The following is a 21,255-nucleotide window of genomic DNA, read 5'->3' on the forward strand; positions in this document are numbered from 1 at the left end:
ATGAGGACAGGGGTCGGGAGGGTTGGGATGTTGGCGAGGGTGAGCATGGCGGACCTTCCTGTTGGGGGGAAGTCCACCCTCACTCCAGGCACCGACAAGCGGGTCTCGCGTGAAGGGATGCGGGATGTGATGGTCATGGCGACTCCTTCGATTGGAGCCCCGCCGATAACTAATTGTGCAGACCTTGCGCGGGATTGCATCTGCGCTGGTCAGATGGTGCCCCCGGCAGGATTCGAACCTGCGGCCTTCTGCTCCGGAGGCAGACGCTCTATCCCCTGAGCTACGGGGGCGCACCGACATGGGAGTCGCGCCAACTGGGCCCCGCTAGACTAGCGCATCCTGGTGGCTGCCTCGTCACTGCGACGATTCGGGGGGAGGGCCCCGGAGCCAATAGGATGGACGCTCGTGACCCCCGCCGACCTGGCTGAGCTGCTCAAAGCCACCGCCTCCGCGGTGCTTGCCGAGCGCGGGCTGGACGCTGCCGCTTTGCCGGCGACGGTCACCGTCGAGCGGCCGCGCAATCCCGAGCACGGCGACTACGCCAGCAACCTGGCGCTGCAGCTGGGTAAGAAGGTGGGCGCCAACCCACGCGAGCTGGCCGGATGGCTCGCCGAGGCGCTCCAGCGCGCCGACGGCATCGCCGAGGCCGAGGTGGCCGGCCCCGGCTTCATCAACATGCGCCTCGAGTCCGACGCCCAGGCCAAGATCGTGAGCGACGTCATCGACGCGGGGGACGGCTTCGGTCACTCCGACGCGCTGGCTGGCCACAAGATCAACCTGGAGTTCGTCTCGGCCAACCCGACCGGGCCCATCCACATCGGCGGCACCCGGTGGGCCGCGGTCGGCGACGCGCTGGGCCGGCTGCTGTCCACCCAGGGCGCCGCCGTCGAGCGCGAGTACTACTTCAACGACCACGGCGCCCAGATCGACCGCTTCGCCGCCTCGTTGATCGCCGCGGCCAAGGGCGAGCCCACGCCACCGGACGGCTACGCCGGCGCCTACATCAACGACATCGCCGCGCAGATAGTGCAGAAGGCGCCCGACGCGCTGAGCCTGCCCGAGGCCGAGATGCACGAAACCTTCCGCGCGATCGGCGTCGACCTGATGTTCACGCACATCAAGGAGTCGCTGCACGAGTTCGGCACCGACTTCGACGTCTACACCCACGAAGAGTCGATGCACACCAGCGGCCGGGTCGACCAGGCCATCGCCCGGCTGCGCGAGTCCGGCAACATCTACGAGAAGGACGGCGCAACCTGGTTGCGCACCAGCGCCTTTGGTGACGACAAGGACCGCGTCGTGATCAAGAGCGACGGCAAGCCGGCCTACATCGCCGGCGACATCGCCTACTACCTGGACAAGCGGCAGCGCGGCTTCGACCTGTGCATCTACATGCTCGGCGCCGACCACCACGGCTACATCGCCCGGCTGAAGGCGGTGGCCGCCGCGTTCGGTGACGACCCGGCCGCCGTCGAGGTGCTCATCGGGCAGATGGTCAACCTGGTCCGCGACGGCGTGCCGGTGCGGATGAGCAAGCGCGCGGGAACGGTGCTCACGCTCGACGACCTGGTCGAGGCGATCGGCGTGGACGCGGCGCGCTACAGCCTGATCCGCTCGTCGGTGGACACCCCGATCGACATCGACCTCGCGCTGTGGTCCTCGGCGTCCAACGAAAACCCGGTCTACTACGTGCAATACGCGCATGCGCGGCTCTCGGCGCTGGCGCGCAACGCCGCAGAGCTCGGCGTGGCCCCCAGCACGGATCGTCTCGAGCTGCTCACCCACGACAAGGAGGGCGCGCTGCTGCGCACCCTCGGCGAATTCCCGCGGGTGTTGCAGACCGCGGCTAACCTGCGTGAACCGCACCGGATCTGCCGCTACCTGGAAGACCTCGCCGGCGACTACCACCGGTTCTACGACTCCTGCCGCGTGTTGCCCCAGGGCGACGAGCGGCCGACCGAACTGCACGCCGCGCGCCTGGCGCTGTGCCAGGCCGCCTGCCAGGTCATCGCCAACGGGCTGGCGATCCTCGGCGTCGGCGCCCCGGAGCGAATGTGAACGTCCACCCCGCCGGTCCCCGGCACGCCGACGAGACCCGCCACCTCGACAGCCCGCCGCGCCCGCAATCGCCCGACGAGCTGCTGCAGCTCGATCCGAATGTGTGGCCGCGCAACATGGTTCGTGACGCGGCCGGCGTGGCGACCATCGCCGGGATTCCGCTGACCGACCTCGCCCAGGAGTACGGCACCCCGCTGTTCGTCGTCGACGAGGACGACTTCCGGTGGCGCTGCCGTGAACTCGCGGCGGCCTTCGGCGGTGGGCACAACGTGTGCTACGCCGCCAAGGCGTTCCTGTGCAGCGAGATCGCCCGCTGGATCGACGAGGAGGGACTGGCGCTCGACGTGTCCACCGGCGGCGAACTTGCCGTCGCGCTGCACGCGGACTTCCCCCCGGACCGGATCACCTTCCACGGCAACAACAAATCCGTCGCGGAACTGACCGCCGCGGTCAAGGCGGGGGTCGGGCACATCGCCTTGGACTCGATGACCGAAATCGAACGCCTCGACGCGGTCGCGGAGGACGCCGGAGTCGTCCAGGACGTCTATGTCCGGCTCACCGTCGGGGTCGAGGCGCACACCCACGAATTCATCTCCACGGCCCACGAGGACCAGAAGTTCGGGTTGTCGGTGGCCAGCGGCGCGGCGATGGCCGCGGTGCGGCGGGTGTTCGCGACCGATCACCTCCGGCTGGTGGGCCTGCACAGCCACATCGGTTCGCAAATCTTCGACGTCGACGGCTTCGAGCTCGCCGCGCATCGCGTCATCGGCCTGCTGCACCAAATCGTCGACGAATTCGGGGTCGACAAGACCGCGCAGCTGTCGACCGTGGATCTAGGTGGCGGACTAGGTATTTCGTACCTCGGAAGCGACGATCCCCCACCGGTGGCCGAGTTGGCGGCCAAGCTGATGGCGATCGTCCGCAACGAGTCGACGGCCGTCGGCCTGCCCACGCCGCGGCTGGTGGTGGAGCCCGGGCGGGCCATCGCCGGGCCGGGCACCATCACGCTGTACGAGGTGGGCACCGTCAAGGACGTCGAGGTGAGCAGCACCGCCCACCGCCGGTACGTCAGCGTCGACGGCGGCATGAGCGACAACATCCGCACCGCGCTCTATGACGCGCAGTACGACGCCCGGCTGGTCTCGCGATCCAGTGACGCGCCCGCAACGCTGGCCCGCGTCGTCGGAAAGCATTGCGAAACCGGCGACATCGTCGTGCGGGACGCGTGGGTGCCCGGCGATCTCGGGCCCGGTGACCTGCTGGGGGTGGCCGCCACCGGCGCCTACTGCTATTCGCTGTCCAGCCGCTACAACATGGTCTGCCGGCCGGCCGTGGTGGCGGTGCGCGCGGGGCGGTCCCGCCTGATCCTGCGCCGGGAAACGGTCGACGACCTGCTGAGTCTGGAAGTGAGGTGACCCGTGTCCGGTGACGAAAAGACGGTAGGCGTAGCAGTTCTCGGGCTGGGCAACGTCGGTAGCGAAGTCGTGCGCATCATCGAGGACAGCGCCCAAGACCTGGCCGCCCGCGTCGGCGCCCCCCTGGTGCTGCGCGGGATCGGGGTGCGACGCGTCGCCGACGACCGCGGCGTCCCGGTCGAGCTGCTGACCAACGACATCGAAGAGCTCGTCGCGCGCGAGGACGTCGACATCGTCGTCGAATTGATGGGACCGGTCGAGCCCGCCCGCAAGGCGATCCTCGCGGCGCTCGAGCGCGGCAAATCCGTCGTCACCGCGAACAAGGCGTTGCTGTCCACCTCCACCGGGGAGTTGGCCCAGGCGGCCGAAAACGCCCATGTCGACCTGTATTTCGAGGCCGCGGTCGCCGGCGCGATCCCGGTCATCCGCCCGCTGACCCAATCGCTGGCCGGCGACACCGTGCTACGGGTTGCCGGCATCGTCAACGGCACCACCAACTACATCCTGTCCGCGATGGACAGCACCGGCGCCGACTACGACAGCGCCCTCGCCGACGCCAGCGCGCTGGGCTACGCCGAGGCCGACCCGACCGCCGACGTCGAGGGCTATGACGCCGCGGCCAAGGCGGCGATCCTGGCGTCCATCGCCTTTCACACCCGGGTGACCGCCGACGACGTCTACCGCGAGGGCATCACCAAGATCACCCCGGCCGACTTCGCGTCGGCGCGCGCGCTGGGCTGCACCATCAAGCTGCTGTCCATCTGCGAGCGCATCACCACCGATGAGGGGCAACGGGTTTCGGCCCGCGTCTACCCGGCGCTGGTGCCGCTGGCGCACCCGCTCGCCGCGGTCGGCGGGGCGTTCAACGCCGTGGTGGTCGAGGCCGCCGCGTCGGGGCGGCTGATGTTCTACGGCCAGGGCGCCGGCGGCGCGCCGACCGCGTCGGCGGTCACCGGCGACCTGGTCATGGCCGCCCGCAACCGGGTGATGCGCAGCCGAGGGCCGAGGGAGTCCCGGTACGCCAAGCTCCCCATCGCCCCCATGGGTCTCATCCCCACCCGTTACTACGTCAGCATGAACGTCGCGGACGAGCCCGGCGTCCTGTCCTCGGTGGCATCGGAATTCGCCAAGCGCGAGGTGAGCATCGCCGAGGTCCGCCAGGAGGGCATGGTCGACGAGGAAGGCCGGCGGGTGGGGGCCCGCGTCGTGGTGGTCACCCACACCGCCACCGACGCCGCGCTCTCCGAAACCGTCGACGCGCTCGCCGATTTGGACGTCGTGCAGGGCGTGACGAGCGTGATCCGACTGGAAGGAAACGGCCTGTGAGCGCTCCCCGGACGGCCGTCCACCAACCGTGGCCCGGAGTCATCGCGGCCTACCGCGACCGGTTGCCGGTCGGCGACGACTGGACCCCCGTCACCCTGCTCGAGGGCGGCACCCCGCTGATCGCCGCCACCCGGCTCTCGGAAAAGACCGGCTGCACCGTCCATCTCAAGGTCGAGGGCCTCAACCCCACCGGTTCCTTCAAGGACCGGGGCATGACGATGGCCGTCACCGACGCCCTGGCCCGCGGCCAGCAGGCGGTGCTGTGCGCGTCGACGGGCAACACCTCGGCCTCGGCGGCCGCGTATGCCGCGCGCGCCGGCATCACCTGCGCGGTGCTCATCCCGCAGGGCAAGATCGCGATGGGCAAGCTGGCGCAGGCGGTGATGCACGGCGCCAAGATCATTCAGATCGACGGCAACTTCGACGACTGCCTGGAGCTGGCCCGCAAGATGGCCGCCGACTTCCCGACCATCTCGCTGGTGAACTCCGTGAACCCGGTGCGCATCGAGGGCCAGAAGACGGCGGCGTTCGAGATCGTCGACGCGCTGGGCGCCGCGCCGGACGTGCACGCGCTTCCGGTCGGCAACGCCGGCAACATCACCGCGTACTGGAAGGGCTACACCGAGTACCACCAAGACGGCGTGATCGACACGCTGCCCCGGATGCTGGGCGCGCAGGCCGCCGGCGCCGCGCCGCTGGTGCTCGGCGAACCGGTCAGCCACCCGGAGACCATCGCCACCGCGATCCGCATCGGCGCGCCCGCGTCGTGGACGGCCGCCGTCGCGGCCCAACAGCAATCCAACGGGCGCTTCCTGGCCGTCACAGACGCGGAGATCCTCGCCGCCTACCACCTGGTGGCCGCCTCCGAGGGCGTCTTCGTCGAGCCCGCGTCCGCGGCCAGCATCGCCGGCCTGCTCAAGGCGGTCGACGACGGTTGGGTGGCGCGCGGGTCGACGGTGGTCTGCACGGTCACCGGCAACGGCCTCAAGGATCCCGACACCGCGCTGAAGGACATGCCGACCGTGTCCGCGCTGCCGGTCGACCCCGTCCTCGTCGTCGAACAGTTGGGGCTGGCATGAGAGCGTGTTGGTGAACCGCGTGCTGCCCGCCGGGCTGGTGGCCAGCGCCGTGGTGTCGGCCTCCAGCGCCAACCTCGGCCCCGGCTTCGACAGCCTCGGCCTGGCGTTGCACCTCTGCGACGAGATCGTCGTCGAGACAACGGATTCCGGCCTTGTCGTCGTCGTCGAGGGGGAGGGCGCCGACCAGGTGCCGCTGGACGCCGAGCACCTGGTGGTGCGCGCCGTGCAGCGCGGGCTGCGCGCCGTGGGGGCCGACGCCCCCGGCCTGGTGGTGCGCTGCCGCAACGCCATCCCGCATTCCCGTGGGCTTGGCTCGTCGGCGGCGGCCGCCGTCGGTGGCCTGGCGGCGGTGAACGGCCTTGTCGCACAGGCTGACTGGACACCGCTCAGCGTCGACCAGCTGATCCAGCTGTCGTCGGAGTTCGAGGGGCATCCCGACAACGCCGCCGCCGCGGTGCTGGGCGGCGCGGTGGTGTCGTGGATCGACCGCACGGGTGGCTCACCCGGCTACCGGGCCGTGCCGCTGCGGCTGCACCCCGACATCCGGCTGTTTTGCGCGATTCCGGAGGAGCGCTCGCTGACCGCCGAGACCCGGGTGCTGCTGCCCGCCCACGTCAGCCACGACGACGCCCGCTTCAACGTCAGCCGGGCCGCGCTGCTGGTGGTGGCCCTCACCGAGCGCCCGGACCTGCTGATGGCGGCCACCGAAGACGTGCTGCACCAGTCCCAGCGCGCCCCGGCGATGCCGGCCTCGGCGGAATATTTGCGGCTGCTGCGGCGTCATAACATTTCGGCGACGCTTTCCGGCGCCGGTCCGTCACTCATCGCCCTCACCACAGAGCCGGAGCTGCCTGCCGAGGCGCTGGAGTTCGGGGAAAACCGCGGATTTACCATCACGAAGATGTCCGCGGGTGAAGGAGTTCGCTGGAGCCCGGGAGTCACCGTCGCCGGTTGAATCCGCCGGTTGAGAAGCCGGTCAGGAGGGCGCGGCCGGAGGGTTTGCTTGCTTCCAACCGTGATGCACGTTATCCTCGGACCCGTCCAGCAATCGCAGCATCTGCATCTGCATCCATACTGCCTTGCCGCTAGGACACACCAATTCTTCTCGTGAACGAGGTTCGCCGTCTCCTCCGCCGATGCTGGCGATCACCGTTGCAGAGTCGATGATTGGGCGCACTCGGCGATTTGGCTGAATGCAACGAACCCCCTATGACCTGATCAGCAGGGGAAGAAAGGAACTCCGTGACCGATACGGATCTCTTCACGGCTGGCGAAGGCACCGAAAGCAATCGGGCGCCCAACCCCGTGACCACAGACACCACAGATACAGCCGACGTCAAACCCGTCGCTTCGGCCGGTTCGCTGGCCTCCATGGTGCTGCCCGAACTGCGCGCGCTGGCCAACCAGGCCGGCGTCAAGGGGACGTCGGGCATGCGCAAGAACGAACTCATCGCCGCGATAAAGGAAATCAGGGGGCAGGCCAACGGCACGTCGGCGCCCGCCGCCCCGCAGGACAGCGGCAAACCCGACACGGCCAAGACCGACACCGACAAAACGGACACCCGCACCACCGAGGCGCCGGCCGACACACCCGCGCCGCGCGGGGAGCAGAACGGTGCCACCACCGAGGCGCCCCGCCGGGAGCGGCGCGGTGCCGCCCGTGATGCCGGATCACCCGACAAGCAGCCGTCCGACAAGGGCGCAAACCCCGAGACCGAGAAACGCCAAGAGCGCCAACGGGACACCAAGGCCGACGACGGCGGCGATCAACAGAGCTCGGGCGGCCAGCAGTCGCGCGGCGGCTCGAACCAGCAGGACGACGACGGCGAGGGGCGCCAGGGCCGGCGGGGACGCCGGTTCCGCGACCGCAGGCGCCGCGGCGAACGCTCGGGTGACGGCGCCGACACCGAACTGCGCGAGGACGATGTCGTCCAGCCGGTCGCCGGAATCCTCGACGTCCTCGACAATTACGCGTTCGTGCGCACCTCCGGCTACCTGGCCGGCCCGCACGACGTGTACGTGTCGATGAACATGGTGCGCAAGAACGGCCTGCGCCGCGGCGACGCGGTCACCGGCGCCGTTCGGGTCCCACGCGACGGCGAGCAGCCCAACCAGCGGCAGAAGTTCAACCCGCTGGTGCGCCTGGACAGCGTCAACGGCGGCTCCGTCGAAGACGCCAAGAAGCGTCCCGAATTCGGCAAGCTGACGCCGTTGTACCCCAACCAGCGGCTGCGCCTGGAAACCACCTCCGAGCGGCTGACCACCCGGGTCATCGACCTGATCATGCCGATCGGCAAGGGCCAGCGCGCGCTGATCGTCTCGCCGCCCAAGGCGGGCAAGACGACGATCCTGCAGGACATCGCCAACGCGATCACCAAGAACAATCCCGAATGCCACCTCATGGTCGTCCTCGTCGACGAGCGGCCCGAGGAGGTCACCGACATGCAGCGCTCGGTCAAGGGCGAGGTCATCGCCTCGACGTTCGACCGGCCGCCGTCGGACCACACCTCGGTCGCCGAGCTGGCCATCGAACGCGCCAAGCGGCTCGTCGAACAGGGCCAGGACGTCGTGGTGCTGCTCGACTCGATCACCCGCCTGGGCCGCGCGTACAACAACGCGTCGCCCGCGTCGGGCCGGATCCTGTCCGGTGGTGTCGACTCCACCGCCCTGTACCCGCCGAAGCGCTTCCTCGGCGCCGCGCGCAACATCGAGGAGGGCGGGTCGCTGACCATCATCGCCACCGCGATGGTCGAGACGGGTTCCACCGGTGACACGGTCATCTTCGAGGAGTTCAAGGGCACCGGTAACGCCGAGCTCAAGCTGGACCGCAAGATCGCCGAGCGGCGGGTCTTCCCGGCGGTCGACGTCAACCCGTCCGGCACCCGCAAGGACGAGCTGCTGCTGTCGCCCGACGAGTTCGCCGTCGTGCACAAGCTGCGCCGGGTGCTGTCGGGTCTGGACCCCCACCAGGCCATCGACCTGCTGATGAGCCAGCTGCGCAAGACGAAGAACAACTACGAGTTCCTGGTGCAGGTGTCCAAGACCACCCCCGGCTCGATGGATAACGACTAACCGACCCCCGCCTTGGCGGAGACGCTGCAGCAGCTGCTCCGTGAGCGCCTGGACCAGGACGGCCCGGCGCTCAAGTGCGGCGACCGCGTCTGGACCTGGCGCGAGCACCTGGCCGACGCCACCACCCACGCCGCCGCGCTGATCGGCGCCGCGGACCCGCGCCGCCCGCTGCACGTCGGCGCGCTGCTGGGCAACACGCCCGAGATGCTCACGGCCATGGCCGCGGCCGCGCTGGGCGGCTACGTGCTGTGCGGCATCAACGACACCCGCCGCGGCGCCGCGCTGGCCCGCGACATCCTGCACGCCGACTGCCAGATCCTGCTCACCGACCCGGCGCACGTCGGGTTGCTCGGCGGGCTGGAGCTGCCCGGCGTGCGGGTGTTCGACGTGGCCGGCGAGCCCTGGCATGCGCTGCTGGGCTCCGCCGGCCCGCTGACGCCCCGTCGCGAGGTCGCGCCCACCGACACCGTCGTCATGTTGTTCACCTCGGGCACCAGCGGCGATCCCAAGGCCGTGCGGATCACCCACGTCTCGGTGCTGTTTGCCGGTGCCACGCTGATCGAGCGGTTCGGCCTGGACGCGTCCGACGTCTGCTACCTGTCGATGCCGCTGTTCCACGCCAACGCGCTGTTCGCCGGGTGGAGCGTGGCCGTGTGCGCCGGGGCGGCCATGGTGCCCGCGACGTTCTCGGCCTCGGGGCTGCTGGCCGACCTGCGCCGCTACGGCGTCACGTTCATGAACTACGTCGGCAAACCGCTGGCCTACGTGCTGGCCACGCCGGAGCGGCCCGACGACCGCGACAACCCGTTGCGGGTGGCCGTCGGCAACGAGGCCAGCGATCGCGACATCGCCGAGTTCAGCCGCCGCTTCGACTGCACGGTCTGGGACGCCTACGGGTCCACCGAGAGCGCGATCGTCATCACCCGCGACGAGGGCTGCCCGCCCGGCTCGCTCGGCCGCGGCTTCCCCGGCGTCGCCGTCTACAACCCGGACACGCTGGCCGAATGCCCCCCGGCGCGCTTCGACGACGGGGTGAATACAGGCGCGCTCACCAACGCCGACGAGGCGATAGGGGAGCTGGTCAACACCGCCGGAGCGGGCCTGTTCGCCGGCTACTACAACGACCGCGAGGCCACCGACGCGCGGCTGCGCCACGGCATGTTCTGGTCCGGCGACCTCGCCTACCGCGATGCCGACGGGTGGCTCTATTTCGCCGGGCGCAGCGGCGACTGGTTGCGCGTCGACGGCGAAAACATGACCACGGCGCCCATCGAGCGGATCCTGCAGCGGCTGGCGCCGATCAGCCAGGTCGCGGTGTACGCGGTGCCCGACGAGCGGGTCGGCGACCAGGTCATGGCCGCGATCGTGCTGGTCGACGGCGCGCGGCTGACGCCCGAGGAGTTCGGCGAGTTTTTGTCCGCCCAGCCCGACCTGTCGCCCAAGGCCTGGCCGCGCCGTGTCTGGCTCACCGACCGGCTGCCGAGCACGGCGACCAACAAGGTCCTCAAGCGCGAGCTGGTCCGGCGGGGCGCGGACCCCGGCGGCGTGGTCTGGGTCCGAGACGCCAAGGCCCGCGCCTACCGCGACGCATAAACGGCGCACACGACACGTCGACGAGGATGTGCGTGGTTGCCGTTTCGGCGCCGCGACGCCCGGGGAATGCGCGGGCGCTGCCAGGCGTTTGGGGTGATGGCGGTTGACCTGGCATAATCGACGCTCGACTACCCCGGAACCGCCTCAGGTTCGGATTCACGCCCGACCGTCGGATGCACGACGGGGGGCCGGGCGGCAAAACGATCGAAGAGGACACCATGAAAGCTGACATTCACCCCGCCTACGAGGAGACCACCGTGCTGTGCGGGTGCGGGAACACCTTCACCACGCGCAGCACCAAGCCGGGGGGCCGCATCGTCGTCGAGGTCTGCTCGCAGTGCCACCCCTTCTACACCGGCAAGCAGAAGATCCTCGACAGCGGCGGCCGCGTGGCGCGTTTCGAGAAGCGTTACGGCAAGCGCAAGGCCGCGGCCGAGAACACCGAAACGACCGACAAATAGCTGGATCGCCGACGCCCGAACTGTGCGCGACGCCGCGCAGGTAGGGCGTCGGTTCGCGTATCTGAGTGCCCGGCCTCTCCTCGGGCCGTCCGCGGCCCGCTTCGTCGCCGGGCGTGCGGGGAGGAGGTGACGATGACCAAGCCGGTTCAGGAGCCGGTACGGACCATCGACGTGCTGCTGGCCGAGCACGCCGAGCTCGAGCGGCGGCTGGCCGACCCCGAGCTGCACAGCAAACCCGACGAGGCGCGCAAGGCCGGGCGCCGGTTCGCCCGGCTGGCCCCGATCGTCGCCACCCACCGCAAGCTGACGGCCGCGCGCGACGACCTCGACACCGCGCGCGAGCTCGCCGCAGACGACGCGTCGTTCGCCGACGAGGTGACCGAACTGGAAGCGCGGGTGGCCGAACTGGACACCCAGCTGACCGACATGCTGGCGCCGCGCGACCCGCACGACGCCGACGACATCGTGCTCGAGGTGAAATCCGGTGAGGGCGGGGAGGAATCGGCGTTGTTCGCCGCCGATCTCGCCCGCATGTACATCCGCTACGCCGAGCGTCACGGTTGGTCGGTCACGGTGCTCGACGAAACGACCTCGGACCTGGGCGGCTACAAGGACGCGACGCTCTCGATCGCCAGCAAGGGCGACAGCGCCGACGGCGTGTGGTCGCGGATGAAGTTCGAGGGCGGCGTGCACCGCGTGCAGCGGGTTCCGGTGACGGAATCCCAAGGCCGCGTTCACACTTCGGCCGCGGGTGTGCTGGTCTACCCCGAACCCGAGGAGGTCGGCGAGGTGCAGATCGACGAGTCCGATCTGCGTATCGACGTCTACCGCTCGTCGGGTAAGGGCGGCCAGGGCGTCAACACCACCGACTCCGCGGTGCGGATCACCCACCTGCCCACCGGGATCGTCGTCACCTGTCAAAACGAGCGCTCGCAGCTGCAGAACAAGGCCCGCGCCCTGCAGGTCTTGGCCGCGCGCCTGCAGGCCATGGCCGAGGAGCAGGCCCTGGCCGACGCGTCGGCCGACCGGGCCAGCCAGATCCGCACCGTGGACCGCAGCGAACGCATCCGCACCTACAACTTCCCGGAGAACCGGATCACCGACCACCGAATCGGTTTCAAGGCACACAATCTCGATCAGGTCCTCGACGGTGACCTCGACGCGCTGTTCGACGCGCTGAGCGCGGCCGACAAACAGTCGAGGCTGCAACAGGCATGACGCTGCGGCGCGCGATCGACTCGGCGGCGGCACAATTGGCCGAAGCCGGAATCGATTCCGCGCGTTACGACGCCGAAGAGCTGGCCGCTCACCTGATGGGCACCGAGCGCGGCCGGCTGACCCTGCTGGACGCGCCCGGCGACGAATTCTTCGGCGGCTACCGCGACATGGTGGTCGCGCGCTCGCGGCGCGTGCCGTTGCAGCACCTGACCGGGACGGCCGCGTTCGGGCCCGTGACCCTGCGCGTCGGCCCCGGGGTGTTCATCCCGCGCCCGGAGACGGAGGCCATCCTGGAGTGGGCCACCGCGCAACCGCTCGGGCCGCAACCCGTGATCGTCGACTTGTGCACCGGGTCCGGCGCGCTGGCGGTGGCCCTGGCCAGACACCGGCCCGCCGCCCGCGTCATCGGCGTCGACGACTCCGACGAGGCCCTGTCCTACGCGCGCCGCAACACCGAGGGCACCGCCGTGCAGCTCGTGCGCGCCGATGTCACCGCGCCCGGGCTGCTTCCCGAACTGGATGGCCACGTCGACCTTCTGGTGGCCAACCCGCCCTACGTGCCCGAGGACAGCGCTGTGGAAGCCGAAGTGGCCCAACATGATCCACCGCACGCGGTGTTCGCCGGCGCCGACGGCATGGCGGTGATCGCCGCGGTCGTCGGTCTCGCGGGCCGGTGGCTGCGCCCGGGCGGCCTCTTCGCCGTCGAACACGACGACACCACGTCGGCGCGCACCGTCGAAATGATCGAGACCACAAGACTTTTCGGGGACATCGAGGCCCGCCACGACCTGGCCGGTCGACCGAGGTTCGTCACGGCCCGAAGGGGGCACGGGTGACAACCGTGTTCGACTGCGCCGATCCCGATCAGCGTTCCGTCGGAATCTCCTCGGCGGTCGGGACGCTCAAGGGCGGCCGACTGGTGGTGCTGCCGACGGACACCGTGTACGGCGTCGGCGCCGACGCCTTCGACAGCGCCGCGGTGTCCGCGCTGCTGGCCGCCAAGGGCCGGGGCCGGGACATGCCGGTGGGCGTGCTGGTCGGCTCGTGGCACACCATCGAGGGCCTGGTCTACACGATGCCCGAAGGGGCCCGCGACCTGATCCGCGCCTTCTGGCCGGGCGCGCTGAGCCTGGTGGTGACGCAGGCACCGTCGCTGCAATGGGACCTCGGCGACGCCCGCGGCACCGTCATGTTGCGGATGCCGCTGCACCCGGTCGCCATCGAGTTGCTGCGCGAGGTCGGGCCCCTGGCGGTCTCCAGCGCCAACGTCTCCGGCCGCCCTCCGGCGGTCAACGCCGCCGACGCGCGCGACCAACTCGGCGACGCGGTCGACGTCTACCTCGACGCGGGCCCCTCGCCGCAGCAGGCGGCCTCCACGATCGTCGACCTGACCGCCGACACCCCGCGCATCCTGCGGGCGGGTCCGGTGAACGCCGAGCGGATAGCGGAGGTGCTCGGCGTGGACGCGGCGAGCCTCACCGCCTGCGTCGATGGCGCCTGAGCCGGTGGTGGCAACCCGCGGTACGGTCTCGTGGTGTCCAGCGACGTAACCAGCCTCGCCGGTGGTTTCCTCGCCCTCTCGGATCGCGGCGCCGGCGTTCCCCTGCGCGAACTCGCGCTCGTCGGACTGACCGCGGCGATCGTCACCTATTTCGCCACCGGGCCGGTGCGGCTGCTGGCCACCCGGCTGGGCGCGGTCGCCTACCCACGGGAACGGGACGTGCACGTGACGCCCACCCCGCGGATGGGTGGGCTCGCGATGTTCCTCGGCGTCGTGTTCGCCGTCTTCCTGGCGTCGCAGCTTCCCGCGCTCACCCGCGGCTTCGTCTACTCGACCGGCATGCCCGCCGTGCTGGTGGCGGGCGCGGTGATCATGGGCATCGGCCTGATCGACGACCGCTGGGGCCTGGACGCCCTGACGAAGTTCGCCGGCCAGATCACCGCGGCCAGTGTGCTGGTCACCATGGGCGTGGCCTGGAGCGTCTTGTACATCCCGTTGGGTGGCGTCGGCACCATCGTGCTCGACCAGGCATCGTCGATCCTGCTCACGCTGGCGCTGACGGTGTCGATCGTCAACGCGATGAACTTCGTCGACGGGCTCGACGGGCTGGCCGCGGGGCTGGGGCTGATCACCGCGCTGGCGATCTGCATGTTCTCGGTCGGCCTGCTGCGCGACCACGGCGGTGACGTGTTGTTCTACCCGCCCGCCGTCATCTCGGTGGTGCTCGCGGGGGCCTGTCTGGGGTTTTTGCCGCACAACTTCCACCGCGCCAAGATCTTCATGGGCGACTCCGGGTCGATGCTGATCGGCCTGATGCTCGCCGCGGCGTCGACGACCGCGGCAGGCCCCGTCTCGCAGAACGCCTACGGCGCCCGCGACGTGTTTGCTCTGCTGTCGCCGTTCCTGCTGGTGGCGGCGGTCATGTTCGTGCCGATGCTCGACCTCCTGTTGGCGATCGTGCGCCGCACCCGCGCGGGCCGCAGCGCGTTCAGCCCGGACAAGATGCACCTGCACCACCGGTTACTGCAAATCGGCCATTCGCACCGCCGGGTGGTGCTGCTGATCTATCTGTGGGTGGGCATCGTCGCCTTCGGCGCCGCCAGCACCATCTTTTTCAACCCTCGCGACACCGCCGCCGTGATGCTCGGCGCTCTGGTGGTCGCCGGCGTCGCGACGGCGATCCCGCTCCTGCGCCGTGGCGGCGACGATTTCGACGTGGACTGAGACCGCCCTACGACATGCGGTAGTAGCGCCGCCCTTTCGTGTGGTACGGTGCAGGTAGAACCCCAAAACCGAACCTCGAGGGTCGTTGGCCAGCCGGCCCGCCGGACGCCCGTCCGGCCGCGCCGATTCGCGACCGCCGCAGGGCGCTACCCCTTGGGTGATGCCAGTGTGACGTGCGATACGCTCGGCGGGCTACCGATCGGTCGGTCGTGGGGTTCTCGCACAACTACCTGGGATTGAGGTGCTGCAGTGACGACACCAGCGCAGGACGCGCCGTTGGTGTTTCCCTCTGTTGCTTTCCGTCCCGTTCGGCTGTTGGTCATCAGCGCGGGGATCACCGCGGTGGCAGTGCTCGCCGCCGGACTGTCCGGCCACCCGATGGTCGGCGTGTTCTTTGGTGTCGGGTTGCTGTTGGGTTTGCTCAACGCGCTTCTGGTGCGGCGGTCCGTGGAATCGATCACCGCCAGGGACCACCCGATGAAACGGTCGATGGCGCTCAACTCGGCGTCACGGCTGGCCATCATCACCATCGTCGGGCTGATCATCGCCTACGTCTTCCGGCCGGCGGGATTGGGCGTGGTCTTCGGCCTGGCGCTCTTCCAGTTGCTGCTGGTCGCGTCGACCGTGCTGCCGGTGTGGAAGAAGCTGCGCACGGGCGAGTCGTCCGACGCCACGGGCGCGGCAGCGACGGACGGAAGGAACATCGGTGACGACTGAGACGATCCTGGCCGAGTCCCAGATCGAGGTGGGTGAACACACCACCGCGACCTGGCTCGGCATGACCGTCAACACCGACACGGTGCTGTCGACGGCGATCGCCGCGGTGATCGTCATCGGCCTGGCGTTCTTCCTGCGCGCCAAGATCACCTCGAGTGGCGTCCCCAGCGGGGTCCAGTTGTTCTGGGAGGCGCTCACCATCCAGATGCGCAACCAGATCGAGAGCGCCATCGGGATGCGCATCGCGCCGTTCGTGCTGCCCCTGGCCGTGACGATCTTCGTGTTCATCCTGATCTCCAACTGGCTGTCGGTGCTGCCGCTGCAGTACACCGACAAATCCGGTCACACCAGCGAGCTGCTCAAGTCGGCGGCCGCGGACATCAATTACGTTCTGGCGCTGGCCCTGTTCGTGTTCGTCTGCTACCACGTGGCCGGGATCTGGCGCCGCGGCATCGTCGGACACCCCATCAAGGTGCTCAAGGGACACGTGGCTTTCCTGGCGCCGATCAACCTCGTCGAGGAACTGGCGAAGCCGATCTCGTTGTCGCTCCGACTCTTTGGCAACATCTTCGCCGGCGGCATCCTGGTGGCGCTGATCGCGCTCTTCCCGCCGTACATCATGTGGGCGCCCAACGCGATCTGGAAGTCGTTCGACTTGTTCGTCGGCGCGATCCAGGCTTTCATCTTCTCGATCCTGACGATCCTGTACTTCAGCCAGGCCATGGAGCTCGAGGAGCACCATGACTAGAACCCGAGCCCGGTAGACCGCTACCAGACAAGCCAGCAGATAAAGCTGAATAAAGGAGGAACAAAATGGACCCCACTATCGCTGCCGGTGCCCTCATCGGCGGTGGACTGATCATGGGCGGCGGCGCGATCGGAGCGGGTATCGGCGACGGTGTCGCGGGTAACGCGCTGGTGTCGGGCATCGCCCGGCAGCCCGAGGCGCAGGGGCGGCTGTTCACGCCGTTCTTCATCACCGTCGGTCTGGTCGAGGCGGCCTACTTCATCAACCTGGCGTTCATGGCGTTGTTCGTCTTCGCCACCCCCGTCACGTAGTTCGCTGTGATGGGTGACCCGAACCCCATTGCGCTGGCGGCCGGCCAGGCGGTAGCGGAGGGAGGCAAGGGGGGCAGCAACTTCCTTGTCCCCAACGGCACCTTCTTCTTCGTGCTGGCCATCTTCCTGATCGTGCTCGCCGTCATCGGCACCTTCGTGGTGCCGCCGGTCACGCGGGTGCTGCGCGAACGCGACGCCATGGTCGCCAAAACGGTCGCCGACACCAGGAAGGCGGCCGAGCAGTTCGAGGCCGCCCAGGCCGACTACGAAGAGGCCATGAGGGAAGCGCGCACACAGGCGTCGTCCCTCCGTGACGGCGCCCGGGCGGAGGGCCGTAAGGTCGTCGAAGACGCGCGCGCCCGTGCCGAGCAAGAGGTGATGTCGACGTTGCAGTTGGCCGCCGAGCAATTGAAACGGGAGAGGGACGCCGTGGAACTCGATCTGCGCGCCAACGTCGGGGCCATGTCGGCCACGCTGGCCAGCCGGATCCTCGGCGTCGACGTCACCACCTCCGCCGCGACAAGGTAAGGGCATGTCGACTTTTATCGGACAGTTGTTCGGGTTCGCGGTCATCGTGTTCCTGGTGGTGCGCTACGCCGTGCCCCCGCTGCGCAGGATGATGACCGCCCGTCAGGAACTGGTGCGCCAGCAGTTGGCCGATTCGGCCGCGGCCGCCGACCGGCTGACCGAGTCGACCACCGCCCACAGCAGGGCCGTCGAGGCCGCCAAGAAAGAGGCGGAGCGGGTCGTCGAAGAAGCGAAGGCGGACGCGGAACGCATTGCCGAACAATTCCAGGCCCAGGCCGGACTGGAAGCGGAACGCATCAAAGCGCAGGGTGCCCGGCAGGCCGAACTGATGCGTACTCAGCTGACCCGTCAGCTCCGCCTGGAGCTCGGCCACGAATCCGTGCGCCAGGCAGGCGAATTGGTCCGCAACTATGTCGCCGACCCGGAGCAGCGGTCTTCGACCGTTGATCGCTTCCTCGACGAGCTTGATGAGATGGCGCCCTCGGCGTCCGAGGTCGAGTACCCCGTGCTGGCCAAAATGCGCTCGGCCAGCCGGCAGGCGCTGCTCGCCCTGGTGGATCGATTCGAGGAAATCGCCGCGGACCTCGACGACGACGCGCTGTCGACGCTCGCCGACGATCTCGCGTCCGTGGTCAATCTGCTCAACCGCGAAATCGTCGTCACCCGATACCTCACGGTGCCGGCCGAGGACGCCACCGCCAGGATCACGCTGATCGAGCGGTTGGTCTCGGACAAGGTCGGCGAGCCCGCCCTGAACATTCTGCGCAGTGCGGTGTCGGCTCGCTGGTCGGCCAACGACGACCTGGCCGCCGCGATCGAACACGTGGCACGCCAGGCGTTGTTGCTCAAGGCCGAACGCGCCGGCGACATCGCCGAGGTGGAAGATCAACTGTTCCGTTTCAGCCGTGTCCTCGACGCGCAGCCCAGGCTTGCCATCCTGTTGGGCGACTATGCCACGCCCGCCGAAGATCGGGTGCGACTCGAACGGAAGATCCTCGAGCACGCGGGCACCAACGCCAACCCGATCACCGTCGCGCTGCTGCTGCAGACCGTCGAGTTGTTGCGCGACGAACGAGCCGAAGAGGCAGTGCTGGAGCTGGCGCAGGTCGCGGTGGCGCGGCGCGGCGAGGTTGTCGCGCAGGTCAAAGCCGCCGCTGAGCTCAGCCGTGACCAGCGTGCCCGTCTCACCGACGTGCTGAGCCGAATCTACAGCCAACACGTAACGGTGCAGCTGGATGTCGACCCCGAGCTGCTGGGCGGACTCGCCATCTCGATTGGCGACGAGGTGATTGACGGCACGCTGTTGTCTCGCCTCGCCACCGCCCAGGCCCAGTTGCCCGACTGACCACCAAGCGTAGTGACCACCAGAACGTGAAAGAAACCACCTAGGAAGACGAAAAGCCATGGCCGACTTGACAATCTCCGCTGATGACATCCAGAGCGCCATCGAGGAATACGTAAGCTCCTTCACCGCCGGCACCTCCCGCGAAGAGGTCGGTACGGTCGTCGATGCCGGGGACGGCATCGCGCACGTCGAAGGTTTGCCGTCGGTGATGACCCAGGAACTGCTCGAGTTTCCGGGTGGCGTGCTCGGCGTCGCGCTCAACCTCGACGAGCACAGCGTCGGCGCGGTGATCCTCGGTGACTTCGACAAGATCGAGGAAGGCCAACAGGTCAAGCGCACCGGCGAGGTCCTGTCGGTTCCCGTCGGCGACGCGTTTTTGGGGCGGGTCGTCAACCCGCTCGGCCAGCCCATCGACGGGGGCGGGGAAATCGAGACCGACACCCGGCGCGCGCTGGAGATCCAGGCGCCGTCGGTGGTGCAGCGGCAAGGCGTGAAAGAGCCGCTGCAGACCGGGATCAAGGCCATCGACGCCATGACCCCGATCGGGCGCGGTCAGCGCCAGCTGATCATCGGCGACCGCAAGACCGGAAAGACCGCCGTCTGCGTCGACACCATCCTCAACCAGCGCCAAAACTGGGAATCGGGCGACGAGCGCAAGCAGGTGCGGTGCGTGTACGTGGCCATCGGGCAGAAGGGCACCACGATCGCCGCCGTGCGACGCGCGCTCGACGAGGGCGGCGCGATGGACTACACCACCATCGTCGCGGCACCGGCGTCTGACTCCGCCGGCTTCAAATGGCTTGCGCCGTACACAGGTTCGGCGATCGCCCAGCACTGGATGTACGACGGCAAGCACGTGCTGATCGTGTTCGACGACCTGAGCAAGCAGGCCGAGGCGTACCGGGCGATCTCGCTGCTGCTGCGCCGCCCGCCCGGCCGCGAGGCGTACCCGGGCGACGTGTTCTACCTGCACTCGCGGCTGCTGGAACGCTGCGCGAAGCTGTCGGACGAACTCGGAGGCGGGTCCCTGACCGGGCTGCCGATCATCGAGACCAAGGCCAACGACATCTCGGCCTACATTCCCACCAACGTCATCTCGATCACCGACGGGCAGTGCTTTTTGGAGTCCGACCTGTTCAACCAGGGCGTCCGGCCGGCCATCAACGTCGGTGTTTCGGTGTCCCGCGTCGGCGGCGCGGCGCAGATCAAGGCCATGAAGGAGGTGGCCGGCTCGCTGCGTCTGGACCTGTCGCAGTACCGGGAGCTGGAGTCCTTCGCGGCCTTCGCCTCGGACCTGGACGCCACCTCCAAGGCCCAGCTGGAGCGCGGGGAGAGGCTGGTCGAGCTGCTCAAGCAGCCGCAGTACCAGCCCATGCCCGTTGAGGAGCAGGTGGTTTCGATCTTCTTGGGAACCGCCGGCCACCTGGACTCGGTTCCCGTCGAGGACGTCCGGCGGTTCGAAACCGAGCTGCTGGACCACATGCGGGCCTCCGAAGAGAAGTTCCTGGCCGGGATCCGCGACAGCCAGAAGCTCTCCGAGGAGGGCGAGAACGAGCTCACCGAGATCATCAACAAGTTCAAGAAGGGCTTCGCGGCCAGCGGCGGCGGGTCGGTGGTTCCCGACGAGCACGTCGAGCCGCTGGACGAAGAGGAACTGGGGAAGGAATCGGTGCAGGTCAAAAAGGAAAAGCCGAAAAAGAAGCAACCCAAGGGCAAGAAGTAACTGAGGAATGGCTGCCACACTCCGCGAATTGCGCGGCCGCATTCGTTCGGCCGGGTCGATCAAGAAGATCACCAAGGCCCAGGAGATGATCGCGACCTCGCGCATCGGAAGGGCCCAGGCACGGCTGGAAGCCGCACGGCCCTACGCGTTTCAGATCACCGCGATGCTGACCACCCTGTCCGGCGAGGCCGCCCTGGACCACCCGCTGCTCGTCGAGCGGGAAGAACCCAAGCGGGCCGGCGTCCTGGTGGTGTCCTCCGACCGTGGACTGTGCGGCGCGTACAACTCCAGCATCTTCCGCCGCTCCGAGGAGCTGTTCTCGCTGCTGCGGGAGGAAGGCAAGACGCCGGTCGTGTACACGGTGGGCCGAAAGGCGCTGAACTACTTCAGGTTCCGCAACTGGGATATCACCGAGTCGTGGACCGGCTTCTCCGAGCAGCCCCAGTACGAAAACGCCGCGGAAATCGCGTCGACCTTGGTCGAGACCTTCATGAAGGGCGCCGGCGACGAAGGGGACGGACAGTCGGCGGGGGACGAGGGCGGCCAGGGCGTTGACGAGCTGCACATCGTGTACTCGGAGTTCAAGTCGATGATGTCGCAGGCGGCGGTGGCCCACCGGATCGCCCCGCTGGTGGTGGAGTACGTCGAGGCCACCGAGGACCTTCACACGCTGTACTCGTTCGAACCGGACGCGACAACGCTTTTCGAGTCGTTGCTGCCGCGGTACGTGACCACACGCGTCTACGCGGCGTTGCTGGAGTCGGCGGCATCGGAGCTCGCGTCGCGCCAACGTGCGATGAAGTCGGCGACCGACAACGCCGACGACCTGATCAAGGAACTGACGCTGATGGCGAACCGCGAGCGGCAGGCCCAGATCACCCAGGAGATCAGCGAAATCGTCGGCGGCGCAAACGCGCTCGCCGACGCCAAGTAGCA

The 21,255-nt window shown here is 68.8% G+C and carries 19 protein-coding genes and 1 tRNA gene; 19 read left to right on the top strand and 1 reads right to left on the bottom strand.

Translation table 11 applies throughout. From position 1 onward, the window contains the following. Window positions 1–214: 214 nt before the first annotated feature. Window positions 215–290 (bottom strand) — tRNA-Arg (locus BST11_RS23185). 115 nt (window positions 291–405) lie between these two features. Between BST11_RS23185 and argS the strand changes: the two genes are divergently transcribed. The 19 genes from argS to BST11_RS23285 all read left to right on the top strand — a co-directional run bounded on the left by argS (window position 406) and on the right by BST11_RS23285 (window position 21,253). Continuing rightward, window positions 406–2,058, top strand: coding sequence for an arginine--tRNA ligase (argS, locus tag BST11_RS23190; RefSeq protein WP_083140528.1), 1,653 nt, complete (start codon window positions 406–408; stop codon window positions 2,056–2,058). Beyond that, the gene (lysA, locus tag BST11_RS23195) at window positions 2,055–3,473 is read left to right on the top strand and encodes a diaminopimelate decarboxylase (protein ID WP_083140530.1); all 1,419 of its coding nucleotides are present in this window, start codon (window positions 2,055–2,057) and stop codon (window positions 3,471–3,473) included. Before argS ends, lysA begins: the two co-directional genes overlap by 4 nt. Window positions 3,474–3,476: 3 nt before the next feature. Next, the gene (locus tag BST11_RS23200; RefSeq protein ID WP_083140532.1) at window positions 3,477–4,799 is read left to right on the top strand and encodes a homoserine dehydrogenase; all 1,323 of its coding nucleotides are present in this window, start codon (window positions 3,477–3,479) and stop codon (window positions 4,797–4,799) included. Next, window positions 4,796–5,878 (top strand): threonine synthase, encoded by a 1,083-nt coding sequence (gene thrC / locus BST11_RS23205; protein WP_083140534.1) that lies wholly within the window; start codon window positions 4,796–4,798, stop codon window positions 5,876–5,878. Before BST11_RS23200 ends, thrC begins: the two co-directional genes overlap by 4 nt. Window positions 5,879–5,885: 7 nt before the next feature. Beyond that, on the top strand, window positions 5,886–6,833 hold the full coding sequence (gene thrB / locus BST11_RS23210) for a homoserine kinase (protein ID WP_142276516.1): 948 nt from the start codon (window positions 5,886–5,888) through the stop codon (window positions 6,831–6,833). A 287-nt stretch (window positions 6,834–7,120) separates the two neighbouring features. After that, window positions 7,121–8,950 carry a transcription termination factor Rho gene (gene rho, locus BST11_RS23220; RefSeq protein ID WP_083140536.1) on the top strand — a complete coding sequence of 610 codons (1,830 nt, stop codon included), beginning with the start codon at window positions 7,121–7,123 and terminating at the stop codon, window positions 8,948–8,950. A gap of 12 nt (window positions 8,951–8,962) precedes the next feature. Beyond that, the gene (gene fadD1, locus BST11_RS23225) at window positions 8,963–10,543 is read left to right on the top strand and encodes a fatty-acid--CoA ligase FadD1 (protein WP_083140538.1); all 1,581 of its coding nucleotides are present in this window, start codon (window positions 8,963–8,965) and stop codon (window positions 10,541–10,543) included. Window positions 10,544–10,761: 218 nt separating this feature from the next. Continuing rightward, on the top strand, window positions 10,762–11,004 hold the full coding sequence (gene rpmE / locus BST11_RS23230; RefSeq protein ID WP_083140562.1) for a 50S ribosomal protein L31: 243 nt from the start codon (window positions 10,762–10,764) through the stop codon (window positions 11,002–11,004). Window positions 11,005–11,136: 132 nt separating this feature from the next. Then, entirely contained in the window at window positions 11,137–12,222 is a 1,086-nt protein-coding gene (gene prfA / locus BST11_RS23235) for a peptide chain release factor 1 (RefSeq protein ID WP_083140564.1), read from the top strand. Beyond that, a complete protein-coding gene (gene prmC, locus BST11_RS23240) occupies window positions 12,219–13,058 on the top strand; it encodes a peptide chain release factor N(5)-glutamine methyltransferase (protein WP_083140540.1) in 840 nt (279 codons plus the stop codon). Before prfA ends, prmC begins: the two co-directional genes overlap by 4 nt. Then, the gene (locus BST11_RS23245; RefSeq protein WP_083140542.1) at window positions 13,055–13,723 is read left to right on the top strand and encodes an L-threonylcarbamoyladenylate synthase; all 669 of its coding nucleotides are present in this window, start codon (window positions 13,055–13,057) and stop codon (window positions 13,721–13,723) included. The genes prmC and BST11_RS23245 overlap by 4 nt, the downstream gene beginning before the upstream one ends. A gap of 30 nt (window positions 13,724–13,753) precedes the next feature. Then, window positions 13,754–14,947: a glycosyltransferase family 4 protein gene (gene rfe / locus BST11_RS23250; RefSeq protein ID WP_205781592.1), complete on the top strand. Its 1,194-nt coding sequence runs from the start codon at window positions 13,754–13,756 to the stop codon at window positions 14,945–14,947. A 249-nt stretch (window positions 14,948–15,196) separates the two neighbouring features. Continuing rightward, window positions 15,197–15,664 carry an ATP synthase subunit I gene (locus tag BST11_RS23255; protein WP_083140544.1) on the top strand — a complete coding sequence of 156 codons (468 nt, stop codon included), beginning with the start codon at window positions 15,197–15,199 and terminating at the stop codon, window positions 15,662–15,664. Further along, entirely contained in the window at window positions 15,654–16,412 is a 759-nt protein-coding gene (atpB, locus tag BST11_RS23260; RefSeq protein ID WP_067316593.1) for a F0F1 ATP synthase subunit A, read from the top strand. The genes BST11_RS23255 and atpB overlap by 11 nt, the downstream gene beginning before the upstream one ends. A gap of 65 nt (window positions 16,413–16,477) precedes the next feature. Then, window positions 16,478–16,723: a F0F1 ATP synthase subunit C gene (locus BST11_RS23265; RefSeq protein ID WP_066914680.1), complete on the top strand. Its 246-nt coding sequence runs from the start codon at window positions 16,478–16,480 to the stop codon at window positions 16,721–16,723. Window positions 16,724–16,732: 9 nt separating this feature from the next. After that, window positions 16,733–17,251 (top strand): F0F1 ATP synthase subunit B, encoded by a 519-nt coding sequence (locus BST11_RS23270; protein ID WP_083140546.1) that lies wholly within the window; start codon window positions 16,733–16,735, stop codon window positions 17,249–17,251. A 4-nt stretch (window positions 17,252–17,255) separates the two neighbouring features. After that, window positions 17,256–18,596, top strand: coding sequence for a F0F1 ATP synthase subunit B/delta (locus BST11_RS23275; protein ID WP_083140548.1), 1,341 nt, complete (start codon window positions 17,256–17,258; stop codon window positions 18,594–18,596). Between the two features lie 58 nt (window positions 18,597–18,654). After that, window positions 18,655–20,319, top strand: a complete 1,665-nt coding sequence (gene atpA, locus BST11_RS23280; protein ID WP_067316587.1) for a F0F1 ATP synthase subunit alpha — start codon at window positions 18,655–18,657, stop codon at window positions 20,317–20,319. Window positions 20,320–20,326: 7 nt separating this feature from the next. Continuing rightward, window positions 20,327–21,253: a F0F1 ATP synthase subunit gamma gene (locus tag BST11_RS23285; protein ID WP_067316584.1), complete on the top strand. Its 927-nt coding sequence runs from the start codon at window positions 20,327–20,329 to the stop codon at window positions 21,251–21,253. Window positions 21,254–21,255: the final 2 nt, after the last annotated feature.

The organism is Mycobacterium alsense (genome assembly GCF_002086635.1).
Lineage (GTDB): Bacteria > Actinomycetota > Actinomycetes > Mycobacteriales > Mycobacteriaceae > Mycobacterium > Mycobacterium alsense.

What these genes read in the sequence shown, in the direction of transcription:
- rpmE (WP_083140562.1), top strand. Translation starts at nt 10,762, where the DNA reads ATGAAAGCTGACATTCACCCCGCCTACGAGGAGACCACCGTGCTGTGC.
- prfA (WP_083140564.1), top strand. Translation starts at nt 11,137, where the DNA reads ATGACCAAGCCGGTTCAGGAGCCGGTACGGACCATCGACGTGCTGCTG.
- prmC (WP_083140540.1), top strand. Translation starts at nt 12,219, where the DNA reads ATGACGCTGCGGCGCGCGATCGACTCGGCGGCGGCACAATTGGCCGAA.
- BST11_RS23265 (WP_066914680.1), top strand. Translation starts at nt 16,478, where the DNA reads ATGGACCCCACTATCGCTGCCGGTGCCCTCATCGGCGGTGGACTGATC.
- BST11_RS23270 (WP_083140546.1), top strand. Translation starts at nt 16,733, where the DNA reads ATGGGTGACCCGAACCCCATTGCGCTGGCGGCCGGCCAGGCGGTAGCG.
- BST11_RS23275 (WP_083140548.1), top strand. Translation starts at nt 17,256, where the DNA reads ATGTCGACTTTTATCGGACAGTTGTTCGGGTTCGCGGTCATCGTGTTC.
- atpA (WP_067316587.1), top strand. Translation starts at nt 18,655, where the DNA reads ATGGCCGACTTGACAATCTCCGCTGATGACATCCAGAGCGCCATCGAG.
- BST11_RS23285 (WP_067316584.1), top strand. Translation starts at nt 20,327, where the DNA reads ATGGCTGCCACACTCCGCGAATTGCGCGGCCGCATTCGTTCGGCCGGG.